The 26,877-nt window shown below is 37.6% G+C and carries 17 protein-coding genes; 2 read left to right on the forward strand and 15 right to left on the reverse strand.

The window, feature by feature from the left end; all coding sequences use genetic code 11:
• Nucleotides 1–285 precede the first annotated feature (285 nt).
• A complete protein-coding gene (locus VGA95_03590; protein ID HEX9665621.1) occupies nt 286–2,163 on the forward strand; it encodes a glycosyltransferase in 1,878 nt (625 codons plus the stop codon).
• 57 nt (nt 2,164–2,220) lie between these two features.
• Here the strand turns inward: VGA95_03590 and mepA are convergent, their stop codons facing one another.
• The 9 genes from mepA to VGA95_03635 form a co-directional block, all read right to left on the reverse strand.
• Nucleotides 2,221–3,048 carry a penicillin-insensitive murein endopeptidase gene (gene mepA / locus VGA95_03595; GenBank protein ID HEX9665622.1) on the reverse strand — a complete coding sequence of 276 codons (828 nt, stop codon included), beginning with the start codon at nt 3,046–3,048 and terminating at the stop codon, nt 2,221–2,223.
• 715 nt (nt 3,049–3,763) lie between these two features.
• On the reverse strand, nt 3,764–4,456 hold the full coding sequence (locus tag VGA95_03600) for a hypothetical protein (GenBank protein ID HEX9665623.1): 693 nt from the start codon (nt 4,454–4,456) through the stop codon (nt 3,764–3,766).
• A gap of 744 nt (nt 4,457–5,200) precedes the next feature.
• Nucleotides 5,201–7,039, reverse strand: coding sequence for a glutamine--fructose-6-phosphate transaminase (isomerizing) (gene glmS, locus VGA95_03605; GenBank protein ID HEX9665624.1), 1,839 nt, complete (start codon nt 7,037–7,039; stop codon nt 5,201–5,203).
• A 55-nt stretch (nt 7,040–7,094) separates the two neighbouring features.
• Nucleotides 7,095–7,556, reverse strand: coding sequence for a response regulator transcription factor (locus tag VGA95_03610; GenBank protein HEX9665625.1), 462 nt, complete (start codon nt 7,554–7,556; stop codon nt 7,095–7,097).
• 342 nt (nt 7,557–7,898) lie between these two features.
• Nucleotides 7,899–8,561, reverse strand: a complete 663-nt coding sequence (locus tag VGA95_03615) for a response regulator transcription factor (GenBank protein HEX9665626.1) — start codon at nt 8,559–8,561, stop codon at nt 7,899–7,901.
• Between the two features lie 722 nt (nt 8,562–9,283).
• On the reverse strand, nt 9,284–9,976 hold the full coding sequence (locus VGA95_03620) for a response regulator transcription factor (protein HEX9665627.1): 693 nt from the start codon (nt 9,974–9,976) through the stop codon (nt 9,284–9,286).
• A gap of 31 nt (nt 9,977–10,007) precedes the next feature.
• Nucleotides 10,008–10,547 carry a UpxY family transcription antiterminator gene (locus tag VGA95_03625; protein ID HEX9665628.1) on the reverse strand — a complete coding sequence of 180 codons (540 nt, stop codon included), beginning with the start codon at nt 10,545–10,547 and terminating at the stop codon, nt 10,008–10,010.
• Nucleotides 10,548–10,864: 317 nt separating this feature from the next.
• Nucleotides 10,865–11,569, reverse strand: a complete 705-nt coding sequence (locus VGA95_03630; GenBank protein ID HEX9665629.1) for a response regulator transcription factor — start codon at nt 11,567–11,569, stop codon at nt 10,865–10,867.
• A 209-nt stretch (nt 11,570–11,778) separates the two neighbouring features.
• Nucleotides 11,779–11,928 (reverse strand): hypothetical protein, encoded by a 150-nt coding sequence (locus VGA95_03635; GenBank protein ID HEX9665630.1) that lies wholly within the window; start codon nt 11,926–11,928, stop codon nt 11,779–11,781.
• A gap of 597 nt (nt 11,929–12,525) precedes the next feature.
• On the opposite strand from VGA95_03635, the gene VGA95_03640 reads away from it, so the two are divergent.
• Nucleotides 12,526–15,459 carry an EAL domain-containing protein gene (locus tag VGA95_03640; protein HEX9665631.1) on the forward strand — a complete coding sequence of 978 codons (2,934 nt, stop codon included), beginning with the start codon at nt 12,526–12,528 and terminating at the stop codon, nt 15,457–15,459.
• 208 nt (nt 15,460–15,667) lie between these two features.
• Here VGA95_03640 and VGA95_03645 read toward each other — a convergent pair whose 3' ends face one another.
• The 6 genes from VGA95_03645 to VGA95_03670 form a co-directional block, all read right to left on the reverse strand.
• Nucleotides 15,668–17,560 (reverse strand): response regulator, encoded by a 1,893-nt coding sequence (locus VGA95_03645; protein ID HEX9665632.1) that lies wholly within the window; start codon nt 17,558–17,560, stop codon nt 15,668–15,670.
• Nucleotides 17,529–19,865, reverse strand: a complete 2,337-nt coding sequence (locus tag VGA95_03650) for an ATP-binding protein (protein ID HEX9665633.1) — start codon at nt 19,863–19,865, stop codon at nt 17,529–17,531. Before VGA95_03650 ends, VGA95_03645 begins: the two co-directional genes overlap by 32 nt.
• A 194-nt stretch (nt 19,866–20,059) precedes the next feature.
• A complete protein-coding gene (locus tag VGA95_03655; GenBank protein ID HEX9665634.1) occupies nt 20,060–21,079 on the reverse strand; it encodes an NAD-dependent epimerase/dehydratase family protein in 1,020 nt (339 codons plus the stop codon).
• Nucleotides 21,080–21,595: 516 nt separating this feature from the next.
• Nucleotides 21,596–23,230 (reverse strand): aminotransferase class I/II-fold pyridoxal phosphate-dependent enzyme, encoded by a 1,635-nt coding sequence (locus tag VGA95_03660; GenBank protein ID HEX9665635.1) that lies wholly within the window; start codon nt 23,228–23,230, stop codon nt 21,596–21,598.
• A gap of 292 nt (nt 23,231–23,522) precedes the next feature.
• Nucleotides 23,523–25,391 (reverse strand): hypothetical protein, encoded by a 1,869-nt coding sequence (locus VGA95_03665; protein HEX9665636.1) that lies wholly within the window; start codon nt 25,389–25,391, stop codon nt 23,523–23,525.
• A 386-nt stretch (nt 25,392–25,777) separates the two neighbouring features.
• A partial coding sequence (locus VGA95_03670; protein ID HEX9665637.1) for an HD domain-containing phosphohydrolase occupies nt 25,778–26,877 on the reverse strand: 1,100 nt, incomplete at its 5' end.

The raw sequence follows: 26,877 nt of genomic DNA on the forward strand, positions 1-26,877 counted from the left end.
TTATTAAAATTGATTCACTAACACGATTCATCCTTCGACTCGGTTAAGGCAGCAAGGTGATGTTCGTGATAATAACCTCTGAAGGGTCCGTATTTATTGTATCGTAATAGAATCCGTAAAATCAACCGCCCAGGAGTCCAGATCCACCTATCTTCGCTATTGCTAATCAGTTAAGTAATATATCGTCTAACTTACTGTATATAAAACAGAAATAAACCACGCATATGCGTATAAATATCTTGACAAATCCTTTCGCATTGCTATATTTATATTTGATATACGTTAATGGATTTTAATTTTGGGGAGCTGGCGACAGCGGGTTTTTTGTTCTACACACTCTGTTTCGCAGCATCAACATTTTTGCTAATTTTTAAGAAGCTTATAGATCGAGATAAATCCGGCGATTCTGCTGCTATTTATCTGAATGTCTATCTCCTGGCTGCTTTGGGTTCTTGGGTTTTCACCCAAAATCTATATGGGGTGCTACTTCCATTCTCAATAGGGTTCGTGGTAAGCATAATCTCAGATCGAGCACTAAAGGACTTTTCAGTTTCTGGACGATTTCTGCTTACATCCAATCTCCTTTTAACGATATTCTCTCTCTTATGGGGTATGTGGTTTATAACGACCATTCATGTAAGCACACTCACCAAGATCTTGATGCTTTCTGGATATCCATTACTTTTATGCTCATTATTTGTAGGATTGGTCTCGACATTTGAACAATGGGAGGTACTCTGCAGGAAAATTTGGAATAGGCCCCGTTCTCCACTGCCCGGAGGAAATCTAAAGCACTATCCGAAGGTTTTACTCCAGGTACCTGCGCACTCAGAACCGCCTGAAATTGTAATTTCTACCATCGATGCCCTTGCTAACCTTAGATATCCAAACTTCGAAGTAATGGTTATCGATAACAACACCAAAGACCCCAACCTCTGGAAACCCGTTGAGAAGCACTGCAGTAATTTAGGTGAACGTTTCCATTTTATCCACGTTGACGGTATTAAAGGCGCAAAGGCAGGAGCGCTAAACTATGCGCTTCGTCATACCCCGCCAGTTGTAGAAATCATTGGTGTGATTGATAGTGATTATCTGGCCGAACCAGATTTCTTAGACCGGCTCGTCGGATACTTCGATGACCCGAAAATTGGGTTTGTGCAAACCCCACATGATTATCGAGATTGGAAGAATAGCATCTATCAAAGAATGTGTTATTGGGAGTATAAATACTTTTTCGAAACAACCATGCCGAGCCTCAATGAAAGGGATTCGGCATTGACTGTTGGTACGATGTGTTTGATTCGCCGCAAAGCCCTGGAGGAAGCGGGCGGCTGGGCCGAATGGTGCGCTACTGAAGACTCTGAGCTTTCGATCAGGATACATGCGTTGGGCTATTCATCAGTCTATACAAATGAAACATTTGGCCGGGGTCTTATTCCCGAAACCTTTTCAGGCTATAAGAAGCAGCGGTTCCGCTGGACATATGGTCCGGTTCAGGAGTTAAGACGTCACATGCGCCTATACTTACCGTGGAAATTACGGAAGCCATCAGCCCTTACTAGCCTTCAAAAGATACACCATCTAAACCATGGCCTGGGCTACCTGAATATAGCAATTGGTTTCTTACTTCTACCGATTGGAATAATTACAGCAATCTCTATGGTCACGCGTGAAGAATTTATCGAAATTCCAAATATAGTATGGATTTCTTCCATTATAATGCTAAGTTCCGGAGCCACTCTATTTTTGTTTTCGTACCGCGTCCTTTTAAAGTGCTCGATTCCGGACACAATAGGGGCATTCTTTGCAAATAGATCCTTAAGCCATACTTACATAACGGCAAGTTTCTGGGCCTTAATCACCAAACAAATTCCGTGGAACAGGACAAATAAGTTCAAGTCGCTTCCCTTGGGATTGGGAGCCCTCGGTTCTGCGCAGACAGAACTTGCTCTCGGTATTGGTATGTTGACTTTTGCAGTAGTGGTTATATCAAACTATTCCAATTTCGGGCTCCACATGTTGTTAATGATCGGCGTTTTATTACGCAGCATCGATTATCTCGTTGCACCTCTTATGGCGCTCCTAGCAGAACACGATGTGAGATCACGCCAAAAACCAACCAAATTTGCTAAACAGATTGCAAGCAGTACGGCAATTAAATAGAAAATTGAGGGAATATATAAACTATCCTGTGATAATTATTGCTACATGAAGACAATTCTAATATACGATCGATAGGCATTCATAGGGCAATTTCCTTACGATTCTCGTACTGGGCTTGTCCTTATTTTCTAACTCTTGCCGTCTTACCTTTGCCGATAACCACCATGCTAATTCACCATCGCATCCGTCACCTTCCGAAACTGGTTCCTGGGGTCTGCATAAAGGATTGTCATTCGGGCATTGAAGGCGCACATGAAAGTGTCCGTCATGTCCCCACCACGGACGAATCTTATTCAGCCACTGCTGACCCGGAAACATCTCACACAGTCTTTTCTTTATAACAGGGTTAACGAAAATTCTTTCAACATCACTAAATGACGCAGCCAATCTTAAAATTTTGGCATGCACAGGACTCCATCTGGTCGGATCAATAACCGTAAGGCTGGGGTTGAGTAAAGACAGGGGCTCAATCATTTCTCTCTCGGCAAGCGTTAGTGTTCTTATCGTAGCAATCGGATTCTGCCAGAACAAAATATCGGCATCAAGCCCAATCTGATGACTGCTATGCCCATCAGGCATAGGCCCGCCGTTTTTCTGTGAAAGATCGCCAATCAACAAAGCTGCTCCGTATAAACCGTGCGCTTCTCTAGCTAGGGACTGAATAAATTTAATAAGCTCAGGGTGTCCATAAAACCTATCCCTGCTTAACCTTATCACCTGATAACCTGCCCCATCTCTCGGTAACGCAGAAGAGTGCTTAATACAACCTGCAGTATAAAAACCAATTGTCTGTGCCGTTGCAAGTTCAGAGGCTCTTAATTCATGTAATGATTGTAAAGATATTATAAGACAAATAGTCAGATAAAGGTACTTAACCTGTTTCATTCTCCATCCACAAGATACAAAGGTCGAAGAAAATGATTAATAGTTTTTTCTATTCTAAACTAAAAATTCTACGAAATCACTATCTATAGCAAAATTTACGAAATCAATTCTTACCAACGAGCTTATCAAATTATAAGATAGATTGAAAAGACCTAAAGCAATGCTCACGTCATTGCTGTAGATGTCATATATTTCGTGGACAAAATCGTTACCGTTTCTCGAATAGATTTATTTTCATTAATCCTATTCAGAATCAAAAGGACTTGAACGGCCTTCCAAAAATTGCGTTAAGAAAATCAGGAACGAAGACGTACAGAAAAATTTGCGGGTTGTGGTCGAATTAAATTTTTTAGTTGTAATGTCATCCCCGAGGACTCCCCGATCAAGGATTTCGAGGACAAGCTCTGTCGGGGATCCAGAAGTATTTTTATGGATTCCCAATAACTGCGCTTGGGAATGACAGGGTATGCGATTGCTTCAATTTGCCTCACAAATTTTGTAATGAAGAAGGACGGGAGAGCCGTGCATCCCCTGGAGCATTAAGATAAGTGAAGCTAATACGATTTAGGATTTTGTCAACGAAATATCTAAGATCCTTCGACGAACCAAGGTGCATGAAGCTTCCTCGAAAAACATAGTCCTACATAATCAACCACTAATTAATGAGCGAATCGATAACCGAAACGACTCCAAAAAATTTTCTTTATTTTGAAGTTCAGCCCCCCGAAGCCGACGCAGATTTGCGGTTAGACTCATTAACGACACCTCTTTTCAAGTATTTAATATCCGATTGTTTCGTTAGTTCGGCTACTCGTATAGGAACAGAAATAAATCCATCACTAGACCTGACAAACGGTGCATAAAGATCTTTTATTAATTTCTCAGCGGAAGGGTTATCCGTCCCAATCACTAACGTGTCTTGATTCATAAAATCCTCGATTGCAGATCCATCTTTGAGAAACACTGGGTTAGAGACAACATCAAACTCAACATCAGTAAAGGCTTTCATGATGTCACGAACCAATTCGGTAGTCCCCAAAGCAGATGTACTCGACGTAATAATAATCTTGTAATCATCCAAACTTTTCCCTATCGATCTTGAAACTCTGAAAATTGGAGTTGTATCCAGACTACCATCGCCATCAACCGGTAGCCCTGTGGTCATAAAAACTACAAAAGAATCTTTAACAGCTTGATGAATATCATTAGTAAAAACCAGACGCCCCTCTTTGAAGTTTTTAATTATCAGGTCAACAAGACCAGGTTCATGTAATGGTGACCTTCTGTCCCTAAGTCCTTTGTACTTTTCATGACCAATATCGACCAATTTTACGTTATTGCCAGTTTCTGCAAAGCATGTTCCTACAACAATACCGACAAAGTCTGTGCCAATTACGGATATGTTCATGATAAACCTCCCTTAATCCATTAAGTATCTAAAAAAATAAAATAAAGAAATTTATTGTTAGCTGCAGTATGTATCTCACTATTCTTTTCTTTACTCGGGTTCTCAGCCCTTCAATTAATCGAATAACCGTGCGAGAAGCTGCAGGAGATTAACAGATAATCAGTCATTGCTGTAATTGTCTCGTAATTCGAGGACAGAATCCAAAAAATAATAAATTTTCTCGAAATTTACTCATCCGTCATCCTCGAATGTTCCCCGCCAGCTACATGCGGGGACAAGCTTAATCGGGGATGACATAACGGCTAAAAAATTTAATCCAATCGCAATTCGCAAATTTTTATTAACGCTTCCGCAATTGATTTTGGCAATTTTTTGGATGCCCAATTAAGATCTAAGAGACTGTCCCCGAATTGTGCAACGTCTAGAATTGCGAGGAGCCCTGAGTTTGGCGACAACTCGGAATAAATTTCGCAGGGAACGAAGCAATCTCAATTAGATTCGTCGCTGCGCTCGGAATGACACTTCGCATCGGATCGCATCACGGAGGGTGCACTGAGTAAATCGACGGTTTCGCTTACACTGAAATGGGAATAGGGTTACGATAGAAAAGCAGAACTAAATGAGTGCTATTGTATTCTTAATCTATTCGCTATTCGCACGGAACGGCTAACTTATTAATATGATTTTTAATTCTGGAATTTAAACGTAAATCGATTTAAACTGGCCCGAACGCAGGCTACTGAATTACTCTACCGTAACACTCTTAGCCAGATTTCTTGGCTGATCAATGTCACAACCTCTCTTTTTGGCAATATGATAGGCAAATAGTTGTAATGGAATGTTAAATAACAGCGGTGATAGCTGGTCATTAGTTTTAGGAATGTAAAATACATTGTCAACCTTATCTTTTATTTCGTTATCACCTTGAGACGAAATAGCAATCACCTTGCCATCTCTCGCTTTTACTTCCTCTATATTGCTCAACATTTTTTCATAAATTGAGTTGAGAGGGATTAGGGAAACGACGACCATTTTCCTGTCAACAAGTGCAATCGGACCGTGCTTCATTTCTCCTCCGGCGTAACCTTCAGCATGAAGATAGGATAATTCCTTTAACTTCAGGGCACCCTCTAATGCGATTGGATACATAATTCCTCTTCCCAAAAAGAAAAAACTCTTTTTCTTCCAATATAGATTTGCTAGATGCTCAATTTCTCTTTCCTTTGCAAGCACTAGATTAATTTTTTCAGGAATCGCAGCCAATTCATCCATCATCTCACGGAATTGAATCATACTCATAAGACCTCTAATCTTCCCAAGATATAGTGCGAGTAAATAAAGAGCTACGACCTGCGAGGTGAATGCTTTAGTAGAAGCCACGCCTATTTCCGGCCCTGCATGGGTATATATCACGCCGCCTGATTCCCTAGTGGCCGTACTCCCTACAACATTACATATAGATAGCACTTTAAAGCAAACCTTTTTGGCTTTTCTCATAGCTTCCAAAGTATCAGCGGTTTCACCAGACTGAGTTATTCCGATCGTTAAAACATTTTTGTCCAAGATAACATCCCGGTACCTAAATTCTGATGCTAGATCAACCTCTACAGGAATCCTAGCAATTTTTTCAATAATAAATTTGCCGACAAGTGAGGCGTGCCAGGACGTTCCACAAGAAACCAAATGAATCTTTGATATATTATTAATCTCCTCGATTGTAAGATTTATCTCATCCCATTGAATCCTACCATTATCTAGATTTATTTTTCCAGAATAGGTGTTTCTTGCGGCTTGGGATTGCTCATGAATTTCCTTTAGCATAAAATGCGGGTAACCGCTCTTCTCTGCTAGCTCGGAATCCCAAGGGATTTTGTATATGTTTTCTTCCCTATTGTAACCATTTTCAAGATTGATTATTTTTATGCCATTTTTTTTATCTAGAATTACCAATTCATTCTCCTTTACAAAAATAGCATCCTTCGTACATATTAGTATCGCCGGCAAATCCGATGCAAGAATATATTCTCCATTTCCCTTGCCGATGACCAGTGGGCTACCCCGTCGCGCTGCTATGATTTTATCAGGATCGGTACTACTCACTATTGCAAGTGCATAAGTTCCCTTAATTTCTGATAACGCTGATGTAATAGCTTTCAATAAATTTCCATCTTCGAGCTTTCTTTCTATAAGATGTGCAATTACTTCCGTATCAGTCTCCGAAAGTAGGGTATGACCGTCAGCTATTAGGGATTTTTTTAGTAAAGAAAAATTTTCAATTATTCCATTATGTACTACAGCTATTTTCCCCGTGCAGTCGCTATGTGGATGTGAGTTTATATCACTTGGTTTTCCATGAGTAGCCCAACGTGTGTGACCTATTCCCACATGAGTATCGTAGAAGGAGTTTTCCAGCATGGATTCAAGGTTTTTCAACTTGCCAAGACTCTTTCTCAAAACAACGTTGCCATTCTCAATAAATGCAATGCCTGCTGAATCGTAACCACGGTACTCAAGCCTTCTAAGTCCCTCTAATAATAAGGGGACCGCATTCCTTTTCCCGATATATCCGACTATTCCGCACATTATAAATTACCTTTTAAAAAAATTTTATGAATTAAACAAGATAAGCTGAAGAAACCTAATGGCGACTCGACAAAGTATTAAAGTAGAAGTCAGACATTCGAAGAATAACTTTTGACATCAATTTTCTTTCGATCCAAACTTCAGATCTCGTTAAAGCCCGAACTGATTTTGCTAATTCTGTGGCGGATGCATTTTTACTAATATATCCTAAGCAACCTGCAAAGATGGCTCCCATGATTCTTTCCGGATCATATTTACTTGTTAGTAATAGTACTTTCAGACGAGGAGATTTTTCCTTTATCAACTTCATGATTTCGAATATATCTAAGCTACTCATATCGGCATCAAGGATAAGGATATCCCCCGAAATTGCACTATTTAGGATTTCTTTAATATCATTGGCTGATGATACCTGCGCTATTATTTCTAATTCTTTTTCAGAAGTTAAAAGTTTAATTATTGCTTCACGCTCTAACGCATACTCACTGGCTACGATAATTTTGGAGTAACTTGGCAACAGACCGATCTTCACCGGACATTAATTGATATTTCTGGATTTGTAATTTGAATCTATTAAATATGGTTCGTTATAATTCACTAAGATGAGCGGAAAGAAATTTTTGACTTATCCACAAGAACTTCTTTTTACCCTCACTGATTATATGAAACTATAAGAAGCGCCTATAGGATATTGAGGTTAAAGAGATTTAAAACTTCATAATATAAAGATGATAAAAAATTATAATTATCCAAATGGTTACCATATTCTGCTTGAGGAGATGCACTATCAAGTTCAAAATAATTTAATCCAGAACAATATTGCGCTATAATAATTGTTATACGAAATTATTCCTTTCAGTTAATTTGCTACAATACCCTTTCGATAACCATAAAGTATGAGCTCAGATCTGTTCTTGACAGCTAGCTTTCTAAAAATTTTATATAAGTGAAACTTTACTGTTTTTTCACTTAAAAATACGTCTCTAGCGATTTGTTTATTGGAGTGACCTTCCAAAACCATTTTAAATATTTTTAGTTCAGTTTTAGTGAGATTGTATATAGGGGCGTTTGCCCTTTTCCCTCTACCATTAGGAGTATATGAGGAGGCTTCTAAAGCCTTAGTCATTATTTCCCTTTTTACCCAATGTTGTCCATCAGATACAAAATTGATTGCTGACTTAAGCTGATTTGAATTAGAATCCTTTGATAAATAACCTCTTACACCTAAAAGAATCGCATCTATGAGTTGATCCTCATCGAATTTGTCGCCAATTATTAATATCACTTTACAACCACTTTTATTCCTAATCGACTCCAGAATCTTTGAAAGTTTCAATCCTTGTAGGTCTGCATCAAGCAGCAATATGTCAAATTGAAACTCTTCGCAGAATTGAATCAGTTCTAATAAATTACACGCCTCAGCTACAACTTGTATACCTTCATCCTCATGTAGTATCTTAGATATTCCCTCTCTCAGTAGTGTATTTTCACACGCTACTAATGTTCTATTTAGGCGAGACATTTTATCCTTCATTTTTAACGCGATAAAATTACAAATTGGATTAGAGATTCATCCCAAATTAAATGATAAATAAATTGAATCGACACAAACAAAAGAACCAAGTTTTTTGAAAATCGCCAGAAGTGATTAATAATCTAAAGAATCAAGGCTACCGCGATCCACTTACATAAGTGATGTCCATTTGAATGTATGATGTTCTACTATTTATTTATCTCATTTTACGAGCCTGAGATCAATTGGACGACAGTTTAATTATTCGGTAATCATCAGTATTAGTATTAGGGTAAGTTAAGACTTAAGTTAGCAAGCACTTATTAGTCTTTTAGTTTTTCTTTGCTTAATAATTTAGATAAGTGGAAAAAGTTGAAGAGTTAATGGGGAAAATACATCCTCAAATTCTTATCAGGATTTATATACGGGTGCAGTAAGTTCGGTAGAAGTTTTGATAGAGCTAGATATTAGTTTAGATTTTAGATAAGAGTTTATATTGGATCGGGTAATTCGATTTATGAGTGAAGTAAAGTTTCAGACCATAAAAAAAATGATCTTGTGGGGTCTAGATTCTTTACCAGTCGAATAGAAGAATTCCTTAGATTTGAAAAAACAAATCCGGCCAACTTAAGGATGCCCACCAATCACATAAATTGTTTCAACTTTTTAGCATTTGAGATTTATTTATTGGATCACGGAGGATAACTAAAAATGGGGGGATATTCCGGATTTTAATTCAACATTCCACTGCGAAAACAATGAAGTATTAGCTGAGACCTGCTCTTTATCGAAAGTTTCTTGAAAACTTTATACAAATGAAATTTTACTGTCTTTTCACTGATATACATATGGCTAGCAATCGTTTTATTCGAATAACCACTCACAACCATTTTTACGATATTTAGCTCGGTATCAGTTAGATCATATAATGTGCCTGTTCGTGATCCCCTTCTGTTTTTGCGACGATATAAGAAAGCATCAAACACCTTACCGGCGATCTTTCTTTCTATCCAAAATTGTCCTTCACTTACGGCATCAATGGCTTCCTTGAGTTGTTTTGAATTTGAATCCCTTAATAAATAACCTCTTAACCCCAAAGATATAGCATCTACCAGTTCATCCTCATCGTACTGTCTGTCGATGAACAATAGTACCTTTCCTCTATTTTTCTTCTTTACCATCTTCAGAATCCTTTTAAGATTTAAGCCTTCTAGATTCACAGAAATCAACAATATGTCAAATAAATATTCTTGACAGCCTCGAATCACTTCTAAAGCATTAGAAAGCTCGGAAACAATTTCAATGTCTTTATCCTCTTTCAGTATCTTCGCTATTCCGTCCCTAAATAACCTATTATTTGAGGCTAAAATTATGTTGGTTTTTTTATTCTTTGCCGAAATACGAGTTTTATCTGGTTCTATCATAATATATCACCAATAATTCTCATGAAAAATTCTAAAGCAACTCAATGTCATGTACATGAACTTCAACGCTTACAGACCTTTTAATCAGATCAACAGATAATACTACAATATGTTTCGATGGCCTTTTTTCTATAATTTTCCCTACGACGCCTGCGAGAGGACCATTCTTTATTTCGGCCTCTGCTCCGATATTAACATAGGGGTAAGGATCATATTTGAGATCGCTTTTAACGAGCTTCTCAATGGATTCAATTTGCTCATTAGGAATTGGGTAAGGCACTCCATTTATGCCAACCATTCTTAATACGCCCTTTGAATAGATAACATTATGTATATCTTTTTGAAGTATATTTACGAAAACGTAAGAGGGGAAAAGAGGTACGGTAATTAACTTTTTACGATCTTTCCACCTGGATAAAACGCTTCTTAAAGGTAAAAAGGTTACAACACCCCTGCTCACGAGAAATTTGCTCGTTAACTTCTCGTGACGACTTTTAGTATAAACTGCATACCAATTCGGATTTTCCTTACTCAAATCAATCACCCCATCATCTTCCAGCCCCCCCCCCACCTTAGGCAATACATTATAATATAACTTCGTTATCAAAGTCATACACCGTATTCTGGGACGTAAAATGTAACCGAAAGAGTATTGGTTGTGCAATGTAAAAAAGTAACCAAAATAGAAAGTAAGATAGGTAAGAAGGTAAGTTTCACACTATCTTACTTTCATTATGGATATGCACTCAAAAAACCAATATCTTAAGAAGGTACACTCACTTAACAAATTTAAATTTATCTCTAAAATCTAATGGCATTTTAGAACTATTACACATTTATCAGATCAATAACACTGAATAAGTTTTTGTAAAATTGGTTGTGCGACAATTAGCTATTTTGTTTATTAACGATTCCTTCGCGAAAACAATAAAGTATTAGTTCAGACCTACTCTTTACAGAAACTTTCTTAAAAATCTTACTCAAGTGAAACTTTACTGTCATTTCACTTAAATACAATTCTTTAGCGATAAGCTTATTCGAATAACCATCTAAAACCTTCTTAACGATTTTTATCTCAGCTTCAGTGAGATTATATAAAGGACCATCACCTTTCTTCCTTTTATGATTATGAGTAGATAACAAGGCGTCTAAGACCCTATACATCATTTTCCTTTCTACCCAAAGTTGTCCATCATTTACACCACTGATTGCTTGTTTAAGTTGTATTGAATTAGCATCCATTACTATATAACCCCTTACACCCGAAAGAATTGCATTTATGAGTTCATACTGATCAAATTTGTCGGGAATGATTAATATTACTTTCCCACTATTCTTATTCTTAACTAACCGCAGGATCTTCGAAAGTTTTAAACCCTGTAACTCTACATCAAGCAGCAATATGTCAAAGTCGAATTCTTCACAGGATTGAATCAGTTCTAATAAATTAGAAGCCTCAGCCAATATGTGGAGGGTTTCATCCTCATCTAATATCTTGGATATTCCCTCTCGCAATAATCTATTGTTAAAGGCTAATATCAAATTTATTGAATGAATCTTTGACGGTGAAATATTTGTAATCCCCTGATTCATATTACATCACCCAAACTAAACGCGATGCAAGATTCATGCCATCTCAGACATTAATCCAAATTACTTAGCATTTCAGAATAGTTAGTACGAAAAGGTGTGATGTTGCAACTATTTCAACGTGTTAATTAGTGGGGTTTTACACACCAATAGCTGTGCAATTATTTCACAGTCTTGCAACTTCCGTGAATTAGGAATTAGTACAAAGAGATTTATTCCGTTTTCTTCTCCACATCCTTTTTAAATTCTACAGATACTCGATCATCCCTTTGATAAAGACCAAAGGCTGGTTGGTGCAGTATTTTAGCATCTCTACCCCGTTTTACTACGTTTATCTTCCTGCAGTAATCCCTGCTCTTCATTCTTCTGTTCTAAAAATTAGGACCAATATAACTCTCATCTACCTCCGCCTGTCCAAAGAACCGATCCCTGCTCATACTCATAGATAGCTTTCCTGATAGTAGATAAACACATATGAATTCTTTGCCAGGGGAAGTCTAACTTCCTATGCAGTCTTATTTGCTGTGAATTCATAAGTAAAACACCAAAGTAGCTCATTCCATTGATCCAGTGGGAGAAGGCTCCTCTTAAGGTATATGTCGGTAAGAATGGAGAATTTATAATGACAAGGACAAAAGAAAAACCTGCCATCTGATAGTTTTGATAGCCCACGAAATTTGCGTCATAAACAGTGTCTCTTTTTCAGGGAATTTTGCGTGCCCAAAAATTCGCAAAATTGTGGACACGGGCAAAGTGCTTGAAAATCTTTTAGACATTGCGCTAAACCATTATACTCTGGTACCTGAAACGCGTAATTTGCTATAGTATCGTCATTTACTTCTTTGTTTAATATAGTTATAGATATATGTTCTAATTCTCAACTATTGGGGTACTACTAATTCATGATTCGATTTTCGTTCCTTAAATTATGCCATTTTCATAAGCGTTAGAATCTTCATATGAAGAAGTGTAACTTAAAAGGAAAAGAAAAGTTTATAATGGAAAAACGTAATTTAATGAAAGACAGGGAAGTTTTAGAATCGGACAAGTTCGTTGATATTCCTGAGGAAAAGATGCTTAAAAAAAATAAGAGAAAACAGATATTACATACTAAGAAGATTGCTTTTCACAATAAAGGAAGTAAACCTAAAAACATAATAGGCATTTCAGAAGATAATAGCAGACTAAAGAAGGTAGAGGAAAAGCTAACTCAAACTCAAAGTCGTCTGACACTATTTAACACTATAATTAAAACTATCACCTCAGGTACGTCAGTTAATCAAGTTGTCAAACTAACAGTTAATAAAACTAGTGAGTATTTCAAAGATCTTCGCGTATCTTATTCAACGATTAGAGAGAACGGCAATATGAAAGTGATTTATTCTAGAGAGACACAAGGAATGTCAATCTTGAACGGTTTAGAGTGCGACCTCTTAATGACCCCAGATTATTTAGGCTCCTTGCGGAGGCGCGAACCAGTCATCATTGAAGATAGTACTGTTGACCAGAGGTTAGCGCCATTCGCCAAAATACTGTCGGCTTTTGGCAGTCGGGCATTACTTGGTGCGGCCGTCGCAGATTCCAAAAAAATAACAGGTTTGCTATGTCTTCACTCTAGGGAAGCTCACCAATGGAGCAATCACGAGAAAAAAACCATAAAAGACGTAGCCCATTACTTGAGTATTGCCATTAATCATGCACATACGGAAATAAGAAATAAAGAAAACGAAAAGAAAATTAAGAAAAATCTAGAGGAATTATCCAAAAAAAGTAAATATCAATCTATTATAAGTAGAACAACTCGCAGTGTCCACCAGTCAATTGATCTTCAAGAAGTTATGGAACATGCTGTAGAGTCAATACGCGAAAATATAGATCTAGTAGACGCAATCGCGATTTATCTAGTTGAGGGTGAGGAGGCAGTTCTGAAATCCCATAGGGGTCTAACTGATCGATATATAAAGCTGGCAGGGAGAATTCCTTATCCTAAAGGTTTTACCTGGAAGACTATAATTGACCGCAAACCTAGGTATTGTCCAGATGTGGACCAGGATGCAATTATCGGCCCAGCCGGAAGGCGAATGGGAATAAAGAGTTATTTGGCCATGCCTTTCAGCCACGAAGACAAAACCTCAGGGATTATGGGCATAAATTCCTTTCAGAAGAATTCCTTTGGCGAAGAAGAGTTAAGGCTACTGGAAATGGTCGCACGGCAAATAGAGATAGCAATTAATAATGCCAAGCAGGCAGAAGCAATTCAGGAAAGTAAAGAAAAGTATCGAGCACTTATTGAGCAGTCAAATGATTGGGTATGGGAAGTCGATATAAACGGCTCCTTCACATACGTAAATCCAAAAGTGCGTGAAATAATTGGTTATGAACCAGAAGAATTGCTTGGTAAAACGACATTTGATTTTATGTCTACAGATGAGGCAAAACGATTTTATGATTTATTAAGCCCCTATTTTTCAGAGAAAAGACCATTTAAGCGTCTTGAAAAAAAGCTGATGCATAAGGACGGGCATGAAGTTATTCTAGAAGTTAGTGGGACACCGATGTTTGACAGTCAAGGATTTTTCAAAGGTTATCTAGGAGTAGTGGAGGATGTTACTCAACGCAGGAATCAGGAGAAGAAAATACACCATTTTGCCATGCATGATTACATGACCGACCTTCCCAATCGCCGTTCACTTGAAGAGGAACTAACTAGAATAACGAACCAAAATAGCGCCAAACAAAAGGGCGCATTGCTGATGATAGACTTGGATAACTTTAAACTGATAAACGATACTCTAGGTCATTTTGCTGGAGACCAGCTTTTGAAAGATCTGTCCAATGCTTTAGCAAAAATTATGCGCCCTAGAGATATGCTGGCAAGAATGGGTGGTGATGAGTTTGTTGTAGTACTCCAAAATGTTTCTCCGAAAGAGGCTAAGAAAATAGTTGATAGGTTATTCAAATCAATAAACGAGTTCCAATTTAATATTAAAGGTTATAATTTGAATCTTAACTGCAGTATAGGCATTACCCTCATAGACGGCGAATCAAGCATCGAAGAAATTTTGCAAAAGGCTTATTCGGCTCTTTCCCAAGCCAAGTCCGAGGGGAAAAACCGGATAATCCGTTACGGTACAGGTGAAACTATCATCAAAACTAAGCAGGCCAGCAATTGGAAAATCCGTATCAAAGAAGCACTTAAATTAGATCGATATACAATAGAATTTCAACCTGTGGTACGGCTTGATACTGAGAAGACGGAGTTTTTCGAGGCATTGATCAGGATGAAAGCTGACAACGGTCAAATTGTATTTGCAAAATCGTTTATTCATTTTGCTGAACGCTTTGGCTTAATATCAGAAATTGATCGGTGGATGGTGGAGAAAATAACGCATTTTTTAGCTAGCCACCCGAGCACGAAGCTTTCCATAAACCTTTCAGGATCAAGCCTAAGAGATAAGTCTCTTCTTTCTTCAATCGAAAGATATATCCAGGAAGGTCGAATTTCTGCTGATCAATTGGTTTTCGAAATCACCGAACTTTCCGCAATTAGAGACTTATATAGCGTCCAAAAATGGCTCAATAAATTGCAGATCTTAAATTCCCGATTTGCCCTGGATGACTTTGGCAGCGGATTCTCATCATTTAAGCACTTGCAGACTCTTCCAGTTGATTTTGTCAAAATTGATGCTTCCTTTATCTCCAAAATTAAAAATGACCTATCATGCTATGCGATTGTAGACAGCATAGCTTCTGTAGCACATGCTCTTGGAAAAGAAGTTATAGCCGAGGGGGTAGAAAATCGAGAAATTATAAAAAGCCTACGGGAGTTTAAAATAGAATATGGGCAAGGAAAATTCTGGAAGTCAGAGAATCTGCGTTCTCTAAATTCATAAAACCCTTTGTGCTTATCGTCACTAAAAATAAGTTCGAACATAATCAATAAATACTGGTGCAATTTATACATGGCTTCGACAGATTGATAATGCAGTTATCTAATTGAAAGGATCAAGATTAATGATATGCGCTTCAGCGATGATAATTCATCGTCCTTGTCCAATGCTAATATTTTGGGATGCGTTTGTATCAAGATTACATTTTTACTCAGCCCCCAAAAACTTGTGATACAATACTTGTGATTTCATTGATCTTAAAGGGCTTCTTTATAAACGAATATGCTCCTTCTGCTATTAACTTTTCTATATTCTCTTCTTCTCGCGTACCACTGATAACTACTATAACAGAACTGGGATCAAAGATCTTCATCTCTCTTAAGAGTTCAATGGCACTCTTTCCATTGATTGTCAAGTCTAAAAAAATAATATCATAGTGATTCTTCCTGATTAGTTCAATCACAACATCAGCGCTATTGGCGGTATCAACGCTATGACCGGAGGTTACCAATGCTTCCTTTATAAGATTACAAATAAATTCTTCATCATCCACAACAAGAATATTCCCTTTCCTCCTCGTTTTTCCGCCGGTATCGAAATTTGCTTGATCTGACGGATTCATTTCATCAGAGATTCGTTGAATATTCGGAAGCCTAATACTAAATGTTGTCCCCTTTCCAATCTCACTGCTTACTTCGATTGTTCCTACATGCCTCCCGATTATCGAATAAACCACAGAAAGACCAAGGCCTGTCCCGGACTTTGAATCATCGCTTTTCTTTGTCGTAAAAAAGGGCTCAAATATTTTCTGTAGATTTTTCTGAGGAATGCCAATCCCATTATCTGAGAATTCTATCCTTACATAGTCACCATCAATATCAGTTTTTATCGCTATCGCCCCGCCTTCACTCATTGCATCCCTCGAGTTGAGCGCCATGTTGATGATCACCTGTTGTACTTCCCCCACGTTCATAACAATAGGAGGAACCTTTCCATAATGACGTATTATTTGTATACCATCCGATTTAAAAGTATGTTCGATTAGTTTGATTGCATCTTCGATCACCTCCTCTAAACATGCAAGCTGCTTTTTGTTATCCCTATTTTTAGAAAAAGATAACAAAGTCGTTACAAGGTCTGACGCTCTCGCTGCAGCCTTTTCCACAACCTTTAAGTCCTCTCTTATACTCTCAATACTTGTCCTTGAAAAGGCAAAGCTTGTGTAACCAATGATCCCAGAAAGAATATTATTAAACTCATGGGCGAGACCCGTTGCAAACTGACCTACTGCGGACATCTTGGCAGATTGAATCACTTGGGCCTCTAATTTCTTTTTTTCAGTTATGTCTTCGGTCACTACTGTCAGACCAAACTTCTCACCCGTCTCAGAATCAACCAAAGGTGAAAGAACGATCTCTAAGTATTTATCATCAAACTTTACAATATGATTTGTGCTGTATGAATCGTAATGAAGTATCTGAGGAATAACAGTCTTGAAATTGATTCCCTCGATGAGATTGTCTAGTCTCGAACCAATACAATCCTTCCCAAAAATCTTTAAAGTCTGGGTATTCGCGCTTTTTATTACCAGGTCCATATCGGTTGTCATTACACTCTCATGAGTGCTGAACAAAATATTGTTGAGCTCTCGAGTTCTATCCCTGATTTTAAGCTCAAGATTGGCATTAATGTGTTGGAGTTCTTGCATTAGACGCCTATTTTCCTGCATTAGTTCATATTTTTCAACAGCATGCTTTATGATGCTTTTCAGTTTATTAAAGTCCAAAGGCTTGGATAAATAATCAAATGCACCATGCTTTACAGCCTCTACAGCCGTTTCTAGGGAGGCATACCCCGTCATGATGATAACAGGTATGTCTGGATTAAAGGTACGAATTCTATCAAGGAGATTTATGCCATTCTTCTCAGGCATGCGGATATCTGTAAGAACGACATGAAAGAGATCTCCTTTCAGGAGATTGAGGGCTCTATCACAGTTCAAAGCGGTAATTACTTCATAACCTTCGTTTGAGAAGATATCAGAAATGATTTGTAAAATTAATTGTTCGTCATCAACCACTAAAAGTTTTCTTTTCCCCTTCACTATCTTTTCCTGAAATCTCCTGAATTATTGGCAGTTCTATTATGAAGTTCGTTCCCCTCTCGGTATCACTGTATATTATAATGTTCCCATTGTGAGCTTCAATTATTTTATAGCTAACTGAGAGACCAAGCCCGGACCCTGTGTCTTTTGTCGTAAAGAAGGGGTCGAAAATCTTGGGGAGGTCTTCTTTTTTGATGCCAGGCCCATTATCTTCGAAACTTATAAATACATTATTTGGGCTTTCTTTTTGAAACCCTGTATTAATCCTGAGTTCACCGCCACAGGGCATTGCTTGAATAGAATTCATTATTACATTAATGAATACATGCCATATGTTATTTAGATCAGCCATGATTTTGGGAATCCGGTAATCTAGATTTTTAATGACCTCGATCTTATTATCAACAATCTGTTTTCTGGTTAAAGTCAAAACATCATCGATTAAGCTGTTAACATCAACAAGTCCAAAATTCGTTGATCCGGGCTTTGAAAACGCAAGCAAGCTATCTATCAATCTGTTTGTACGATCAACCTCGTGCTTAATGTAATCAAGGTACTGTCGAATTAACGGAGATTCTTCTCGGTTCAAATTTTGTGATAAATAATATCTTGCACCTTCTATGATATTTAAAGGGTTTCGTATTTCATGCGCAATTCCTGCTGCAAGTTGTCCTACAGCAGACATCTTCTCCGCCTGGATAAGCTGCGCTTGCGTTTCTCGAAGCTCTCTATTTTTTTCTTCTAACTTGTTTACGTAATCCTCAACCAATTTAAAAGCAAATGCGTTTTCAATAGCAATTGCAGTCTGGTTTGCCAGTGTCTTCAGTAGCTTCAAATCATAGCTTGTGTACATCAGTCCAGATTTCTTCTCTCCCAATGAAACAACACCTACCAACTCGTCCTTGAAGAAAAGCGGAATAATCAGTGAAGCTCTCAAAACAGAGAAGGTTTTTTTCAATTTTTCGCCATATATATAATATTTCTCTTCCGCAATCAAATCTTCTTTAAACATTTCTTTCTTTGAGCTATTTAATAAGAGGATTAACTTGTTATCGCTCTCGATGCTTAAACCATTTTTCTCCAAATCATCAATCGTCGTAGAATGAATCCTGTAACCATTTGTGCTTCGATCAAAAAGTAGAAGAGAGGCTGAGTTGATGAACATGGTTTCTGTAATAGTTTTAATAATTTTATTGGCTATTTCGTCAATATTAAGAATTGATGTCATGGCGTCGCTAAGATCAGAGATTGTTTTATTGTAGTCATACCTTTTTCTAAAGAAAGCATTATCTAAAATGCTCTGAATTCGATTTCTGAGCGGATTAAGTGCTAACACAAGAAAGGCACTTAAGATTAAAAAGAAAGCGGGATTTTTCCAACCGCCATGTTCAGCAAAAGCTATATTGAAACCAAGAACCATAAGAGCAAAAATTCCTACCACCAACCCTGTTAGGGAACCATAGACTAGTGTCTTTTGAATAATTACATCTATATCGAAGAGTTTATGCTTTGCGATAGCATAGCCTATTGAAAGAGGGAAAAATAAAACGAGTATAGCTATGTAGTTAATATTACTAGCTCCATAAAAAACAACTGTCAAAGCAGCTACAGCAGGAAGAAAATAACCTAATACTGCACCTATCAACACCACTTGGGCCCTTTGTTTATTTAACTCAGAATCAGGTCTTAAATAACTTACTGTTACAGAAGCCAGCATTGTTAGCGCCGCGAAAATTAAGTAAAACCACATCACTGTATCTACCGTTTTCCACATACCAGGGTTATGAAGATAGATCAGTTGTAAAATGAATAATACGGATGAAAATAAAAAAGGAAGCAATATTATACGTGGATACTTTTTAAATAATATCTTCTCATTAGGAAAAACTAAAGATAGATAAATCAAAAAAGACGGGCTAAAAATCTGAGCTAGATAGGACACATTTACTGAATATATGAGTGAATAGTTGGTCTGATAATCAAAGTCTTCTATAAACCAAATCCCGATTGAAGAACAAAGCATTAAGAAGACCTTACTAGAAAGTAAATTCGGTTTTAAAAGATAAACTAAAGCTCCTATTGTTAGAAAAATCAAACCAGTGACAAATTCTATTCCAAATACCTGCAAATAATCGCTAACGGTAAATTTCATGGAAGGAAACGCGGCTTCGATAAAATTATTATCTCTTGAGAGTAGATAAGTTATAGGAGTACCTATGGGCTTCGCCGCGACGATATCATAAACCTCGTACGATCTTGATACTTCTCTTCCATCTACCTTAATAATTTGATCGTAAGATTTCAATCCAGATTTTCCACGCTCCGACCAACTAGGAAGGGTAACCTGACTAACCAATAAGTTATTATAAATTAAAAAACCGGGGAAAGGTCTCCCCATCGATCTAAGTCCCTGAATTAGGCTATTTAAACTTAGAACAAGGGACAAGCCAATTATTATATACGCTATAACTTTAAATTTATCTTTATAAAATAAATAACTCATTTTAATTCGAGAAGAGCATTAATCCCCCCGATATCATCGACCCAAAGTTTCAATTGTCTGAGTCCATCATCTATGCTAACTTTAGGCCGGTAATTTAATTCTCTGATTGCCTTTTCAACGCTATAATTTAAATTTCGACCCATCAGAGCAACAGCATATCTCGTCAAAGCAGGTGGATTTCTCGACTTTAATAACATCGCCCAAACTTCCATTACGGAGGCTAGTCCATAAGCAAAGAAATAGGGAAGGGATCTTACAGGTGACCATTTTATACCTAGACAGGAAAGAAGGCGCGAAATAAATTCCGAAAAGGTAATTTTGATATCATCATTTATAAAGAAAACTTCTCCTCGAGCATCCTTGGTCTCACTCGCTAATATTATAGCATCGGTTAAGTTCTCGATATAACACAAAGAAATTAGATTATTTCCATCACCTATTAAGAATAGATCTCCGCAGATCGCTAATCGTAAAATTCTTGGAAGAATCACTTTGTCGCGGGGTCCCCATACTATGCACGGACGTATGATGACCGTCTCTAGCCTTCCTTCATGATTATATTTCAAGGCTAATTGTTCTGAAATGGCCTTTGTCTCACAGTAGGGATGCTTATATTTTTTGGGATAAGGATAACGTTCATCTATCTCAATATGATTATCAAATTTCCAAACAACATCATTGCTACTTATAAAGACAACTCGTTGTACACCGCTTTCTTCACATGCCTTAAGCACGTTCCTCGTTCCCTCAACATTTACTCTATAGAATTCTTCTTTGCTTCCCCAGTCTCTGACCAAAGCCGCACAGTGAAATGCTAAGTCAACTCCCTTACTAATTTCTAAAAGAGAGTCGAAATCCAATAAATCCCCGTAATGAAGTTCTACTCCCAAACTCTCGAGCCTTTCAACGTCGCTAGTTTTCCTGACCAAGCATTTAACATAATCCCCCCTTGCTGCCAGCTTGCCTGCTAGATTTTCGCCTACAAACCCAGTCCCCCCAGTTAACATTACTTTCATTTCTGCATAGTCTTAAAACTTTGCGCTAGGCCTTACATCCTGAAAATTCGCATCCTTTTTTTTTGAGGATCAAACTCCCTTTTAAATTTTTTTTTAAAACCCCTAGTATCATATCTAAACCATATTTAACGTAGCAAAGGTAGGAAAATAGCGAAAATTCCAACAGCCATATACGGAAACATCGTAAGAAATTCCATTATTACCATTGGCTTAGTTTTCTAATGAATTATTATGCTTGTTATTTCGGCAACCCGATTAACCTAGATTATTTGATCCCTGAGGTGTTGGGAATTGGTCCCCCATCCTTTCGACTGACTACCCGTTTCGGTAGTAGAACATGTACCTGAAAAACTATTGTTTAAAGACTAAATAATAATTCAATTTTTTGTGAATTAAATAAGACAAGCTGGACTTATACAGAATCCTTTTAACTATTAATTGTTCTACAGAAACATCCATAAACTTATGAATAAACCTAAAATATTTCTTCAAAAAGACGGTAAAAAATATTCTTATTCATGCAGCAAATGATGAAAAACGACAATGATCCAAATCTAGAATATTGAATTCTCTTCCAACTTTTTCTAAAACCTCTAGAGTCTTATCCAAATCTTGTTTAGTATGGGTCGCCATAATGCTTAATCTGAAACGTTCTTCTCCTTTTGGCACAGCGGGATAAGGAACAGCGTTTAAAAAAATCCCTTCCTCATATATCCTTTTACTCATTTTTCTGAGCGTCAAACTATCTCCAATAATGATTGGAATTATAGCCGATTCGGTGTTTCCAACATTAAAGCCGATGGATTGAAGATTTCCTTTCATATATTTTATATTTCTCCATAAGTGATCATGCATTTCTGTCTCATTCTCCATAACTTCAATCGCTGCTAGTGCCGCTGCTGCTACAGCCGGCGGCAGGTTAATGGAGAAAAATCCTGATCTTGCATAGTACCTCAAGTAATTTACAACTTCACTTGAAGAAGCAACAAAGCCACCTAAGGCGCCTAAAGCTTTACTCAAAGTGCCCATAACTATATCTACTTTACCCTCTATTTTAAAATGACTGGGGGTACCTTTACCTCTCTCTCCTATGACTCCGGTTGCATGAGCCTCATCAACCATGACTTTTGCACCGTACTGGTGAGCAACTTCAGTTATTTGGTCAAGAGGCGCAATATCACCATCCATACTGTATACACCATCAACTACTACTAATATACCGTTGTATTTCTTCTCTGTTCTTTCCAAGACATCCTTCAGACTATCAATATTGGAATGTTTAAAACTTCTGAAAAAACCACCACTAAGCATACAACCATCTATAATGCTCGCATGTGCAAGCCTATCTATAATTACTGCGTCTCCTTTCTTTACTAAAGCAGATATGCACCCTACGTTAGTTGCATATCCTGTGGGAAAGACTGCCGCGTCCTCACAGCCTTTCATCCGGGCTAATCTAATTTCCAGTTCTCTATGTATATCATATGTCCCTGAAAGAAGTGCAGCACCCTCCGAGCCTGTTCCGTATACCCTGGTTGATTCTAAAGCAGCTTTTACTACTTTTGGATGTGTTGAAAGACCCAGATAGTTGCAACTTCCCATCATGACCATTTCTCTTACTTCACCAAAGTTTTTATCAAAGACCTCAACTCTATTTTTACAAGCTGTTATGAGAGGTATTCTATATTTATCAAAGCCTTTCTGGATAATATCTTCCATAAATTGGCTGAATGGTTTAGTCTTGTAAAATAAGTCTTTGTCTGAATTATCAACAAAATCTGCTAACGAGAGGTTATCAGAATTTATTTTTGTAGAACATTCCTCTATGGATTCCTGTAATCTCCTCTTATCTGCTTCAAACATAGTCTTAAATTCCACTCCCATCCCCAAATGGTCACCTAATCTTACTTTCTGGGCTTCTTTAATCCATTTAATCTCGCTATATGCTTTTAGGGCTGTAACATCTTTGGGAAACCTAAATTCAAGAAGTATTTTTGTTCCAGGCTGTAGTAGTTGTTTGGATTCAACAAACATTCCATAGGGGGAAATATCCCTTGCATGTCCAATTAATTGGCCATTGGTTCTTGACACAACTTTAATGTCCGAAAATGTGGTTCTCGAGCACCTCCTGCGTTCTAAACTCAATGTCATTTTAGATATCCCCTCTTACCTTTATATTCTCAAACATAATAAAAATGGATTTTGAAAGTCATTACTATCGCATCTAAGAACTCCAAATAATTTCGCCTGCTACACCTTCCTACAACACTCTGTCATAAAAGACAAAGGTTTTAAATTAAGAAGCTTAGAAAATCCGTTTTAATTATAACTTTCTTTTAACTATCGGAAAAGTAATAATTTAAACTTGTAGGGATATTAAACAAATAAAAAAAACACATTATTTATATTAATGACAAAAAGTTACATTTTACATTATATAAGACTAAAGTTGCTCTTCGTGGAACCATGCTCTTTGCTTTAGGCTACTAGAGCCAGTCCATGTCCTAATGATTGAATCCAATGTAAACACAAATCTACCTTGGATAGCAAATGGAGCTTTTGGAGGATCAGCCGCTCCTATTGATGGAACTACCCCTTCAATAAAGGCTCTTTGACTAAGAAGATCATCCAGACCATCACCCGCTATCACGACGCTGCCGATTAGATCAAACCAGAGGTGATCTAATATCTTCCAGGTAAGAGTACCCTCTAACTCTGTGCCAAGAAATCTATTAACTTTAGGCAAGGGTGTTACGGGATCGAGACTTAAAGCATCACTTTCATCCACCCATGCGAATAAGACTTGAGGCGTAAAATAAAGGGGATCAAGTAATTTCATTGTAGTCCAAGTCCTGATATAGCCCGAGTTTATTACACTACCCTCAACTGCATATATATTCGGTATCATATGTTTAAATAAAAGGTTATCGACTGTATAAGCGTTATTGAAAAAAATTGCGCTACCTTCTAATCTATCAGGGGTTTTTGCATCATCACCACTAGCCCAACCAAATTCAGCGAGAATTAGATCTATAAAGCTTGGGGTTGGTTCATAACCGACCCTAGCGGCAAGAAGAAAATTTTCAGGCGATATATCGATAGCGTCACTTCCTACGATGACTGGTAAGGGTTCTTCTAAGTTATTTACTTTTCCAAAAAGGTCCTGGAATTCGAAAGTAGCAAAAAAGCGATCAAACTTATACTTTGTATATAATGACCAATTTACAGTGTTATCAAGATCTCCGGTAAGACCACTACTAACATCAAAGCCGTTCTGATTTACAAGAAATACATACCCTCCGAGTTCCAGGCTTTCACCTTGATATAAAGAACCGAATCCTACCTCCCATCCTTTTCCATCCGCTCCATTAGCTATTGTTCTCCCTTGACTGAGTCTGTCAATTACGACGGAAAAAAGTAGATTTTCCCAGCGCTTATCCATAAGAGCAAAGGGTGTAGTGTCAAACTCAAACCTATCCACAATACTCCCAAAATCCTGATCAGGCATGCTCCCTGCATTGTTTAAGATTCCCAGCCCCCAGTCAAATGGCTGTCTCCCCACCCATAGTTCACCAACTTTTATCCCCCCTATCGGAATTCCGGCCACCATATAAAGCGACCTGATATCAACCAAATCTATATCTGTATTGACTGGTGAAAGTATCTCTCCCGTGAACGTATCTGTTACCTCCCTAAGAATTGAACCGCGGAATGAATCTCCCGGGCTCGGGGCTTCAAAGAATTTTCCGGACACGCTAGCGTCGCCTAAACCACCCCAAATTATATTTTTTGCAATATCAAACTGACTACGAAGTGACAAATTATCACTAATTTCAATCATGGGAGAAAGAAGCAATCTCGAATCGACAAAAAAAATGTCATCGTCTTGACCGGGAACGGCACCCGCAAATGTAGCATCTTTAAATACAAATCCTCTAGTTCGATAATAACTGGGAAAATCAGTGTTAAATTTTATTTTTCTCAACAATGGGCTCAATGAATCTAATTTTCTTGTCACAAAATCTTCGAGTGTTTTCTCATCAACTCCCTTTTCGGTTTCCAGATCTTTAATCTTTTCTTTGTCGGCTTCTCTACTGGCTTCGAGTCCCTCAATCTTTCTACGAAGCTCTTCAATCTGCGTCTGACTCCGTTTCTGTATTTCTTCGATCATCTTCTGATTCTGCTTCTGAATTTCTTGAACCTGCTCTTTAAGAGCTTCTATTTCTTGTTTCGGAGTTTGTGCCTCTGAGCTTCGGTCACATATCGTGATTATTAACAATAAACCGACGGCTAATATTAAAATTACCTTCATTCTTAAGTGTTCTAATCTTGTATAAATATGAGCCAATATAATATATTTGCTATATGATTTCAAGTAATACTTTAATTTCTGTTTTAAATCAGCTTAAATACACAACAATTTTTGTTTAAGTGCAAAGGACATCATGCGTTGAGAAGCCTCCTATGTATTGGCCTCGCGTTGATCGTAATAGTCTTTATATATTATATAATTCATGAAAGCAAAGGTTAGAAACACCCTAGTACAAAATCAATAATAGTTTTAACATTGATTCCTTCGCTCCCATTGTTACTATAAGCCTAAAGTTTTAAATGCCGGCAAAGTAAGTTTTTATAAAACGGGCTTCTTTCCCGTCAGGATTTCCGTTGATCCTAAATGTGCACGGAAATAAGTTTAAATTATGAATTGGTAAGGTTAAACAAAAGATTTTTAAGATAATTCGAGCCGGCTCGTTCAATATTAGTTCGAGCCGTTGTCCATACCTCATCGGGGATATTGATGAAAATATTGATTATCTCTGGATCAAATTGCCTGCCAGAAGATTGCTTTATCAAATCTATCGCCTCTTCGTGCGAAATTGCCTGGCGATAAGAACGACTGGTAGTCATAGCATCAAATGTATCAACAACTGAAAATATTCTAGCGCCTAATGAAATTCCCTTCCCGGATATTTTGTCGGGATAACCGGTTCCATCAAAATTTTCATGATGACTCAAGACAATTTCAGCCGCTTGCTCCAAAAACTTTAATCTTTTTAGAAGATTATAACCGTAAACAGGATGTTTCCTCATTATCTCCATTTCATCGTCCGTGAGCTTTTCGGGCTTTAAAAGAATATGGTCTGGAACTCCTATTTTACCGATATCATGGAGGAGAGCGCCCTTGGCTATACTTTCCAAATCCGAATACGGTACGCCAAAATTCTTAGCGAGGATTATCGTATATTCAGTCACTCGATACGAATGGCGGCCGGTTTCACATTCTCTCATATCGAGAGCGGAAATCATTGCTTCAAGTGTATCCGCATAAACACTAATTAACTGATTTGCCTGTGTTATCACCTTTCTCTCAAGATTTTCCTGATAATCCTTGATATCGTTAATCAGCCTCGATCTCTCAACCGCACGATTTATTACCGACTTTACACTACTACTATTAAAAGGCTTGACAATATAATCATATGCCCCTTCCTTAAGTGCCAACCTTGCGTATTCGAATTCTTTCGATGCTGTTACAATTATTATCGAAATATCGGGATAGAGTTTTTTAAGTCTCCTCAGTGTCTCAATTCCACTGAGTTTTGGCATATGAATGTCCAAAAGAACTATGTCGTAAAAGTCTCCATCTCTAAACTTTTCTAGACACTCAATTCCATTCGACACACTTTCACTTGCAAAACCCTCCTCCGCTGCAATTTCCTTCAGCAAATCTGCTAAGACCTTTTCATCATCAACTATAAGTATTTTCTCTCTATTCTTATTTTTTTCGTTTGTATGAT

Source organism: Thermodesulfobacteriota bacterium (genome assembly GCA_036397855.1).
Taxonomy (GTDB): domain Bacteria; phylum Desulfobacterota_D; class UBA1144; order Nemesobacterales; family CSP1-2; genus DASWID01.

Coding starts and splice junctions, on each gene's coding strand:
- VGA95_03590 (HEX9665621.1), top strand. CDS start 286: ATGGATTTTAATTTTGGGGAGCTGGCGACAGCGGGTTTTTTGTTCTAC.
- mepA (HEX9665622.1), bottom strand. CDS start 3,048: ATGAAACAGGTTAAGTACCTTTATCTGACTATTTGTCTTATAATATCT.
- VGA95_03600 (HEX9665623.1), bottom strand. CDS start 4,456: ATGAACATATCCGTAATTGGCACAGACTTTGTCGGTATTGTTGTAGGA.
- glmS (HEX9665624.1), bottom strand. CDS start 7,039: ATGTGCGGAATAGTCGGATATATCGGGAAAAGGAATGCGGTCCCCTTA.
- VGA95_03615 (HEX9665626.1), bottom strand. CDS start 8,561: ATGTCTCGCCTAAATAGAACATTAGTAGCGTGTGAAAATACACTACTG.
- VGA95_03620 (HEX9665627.1), bottom strand. CDS start 9,976: ATGATAGAACCAGATAAAACTCGTATTTCGGCAAAGAATAAAAAAACC.
- VGA95_03630 (HEX9665629.1), bottom strand. CDS start 11,569: ATGAATCAGGGGATTACAAATATTTCACCGTCAAAGATTCATTCAATA.
- VGA95_03635 (HEX9665630.1), bottom strand. CDS start 11,928: ATGAAGAGCAGGGATTACTGCAGGAAGATAAACGTAGTAAAACGGGGT.
- VGA95_03640 (HEX9665631.1), top strand. CDS start 12,526: ATGAAGAAGTGTAACTTAAAAGGAAAAGAAAAGTTTATAATGGAAAAA.
- VGA95_03655 (HEX9665634.1), bottom strand. CDS start 21,079: ATGAAAGTAATGTTAACTGGGGGGACTGGGTTTGTAGGCGAAAATCTA.
- VGA95_03660 (HEX9665635.1), bottom strand. CDS start 23,230: ATGACATTGAGTTTAGAACGCAGGAGGTGCTCGAGAACCACATTTTCG.
- VGA95_03665 (HEX9665636.1), bottom strand. CDS start 25,391: ATGAAGGTAATTTTAATATTAGCCGTCGGTTTATTGTTAATAATCACG.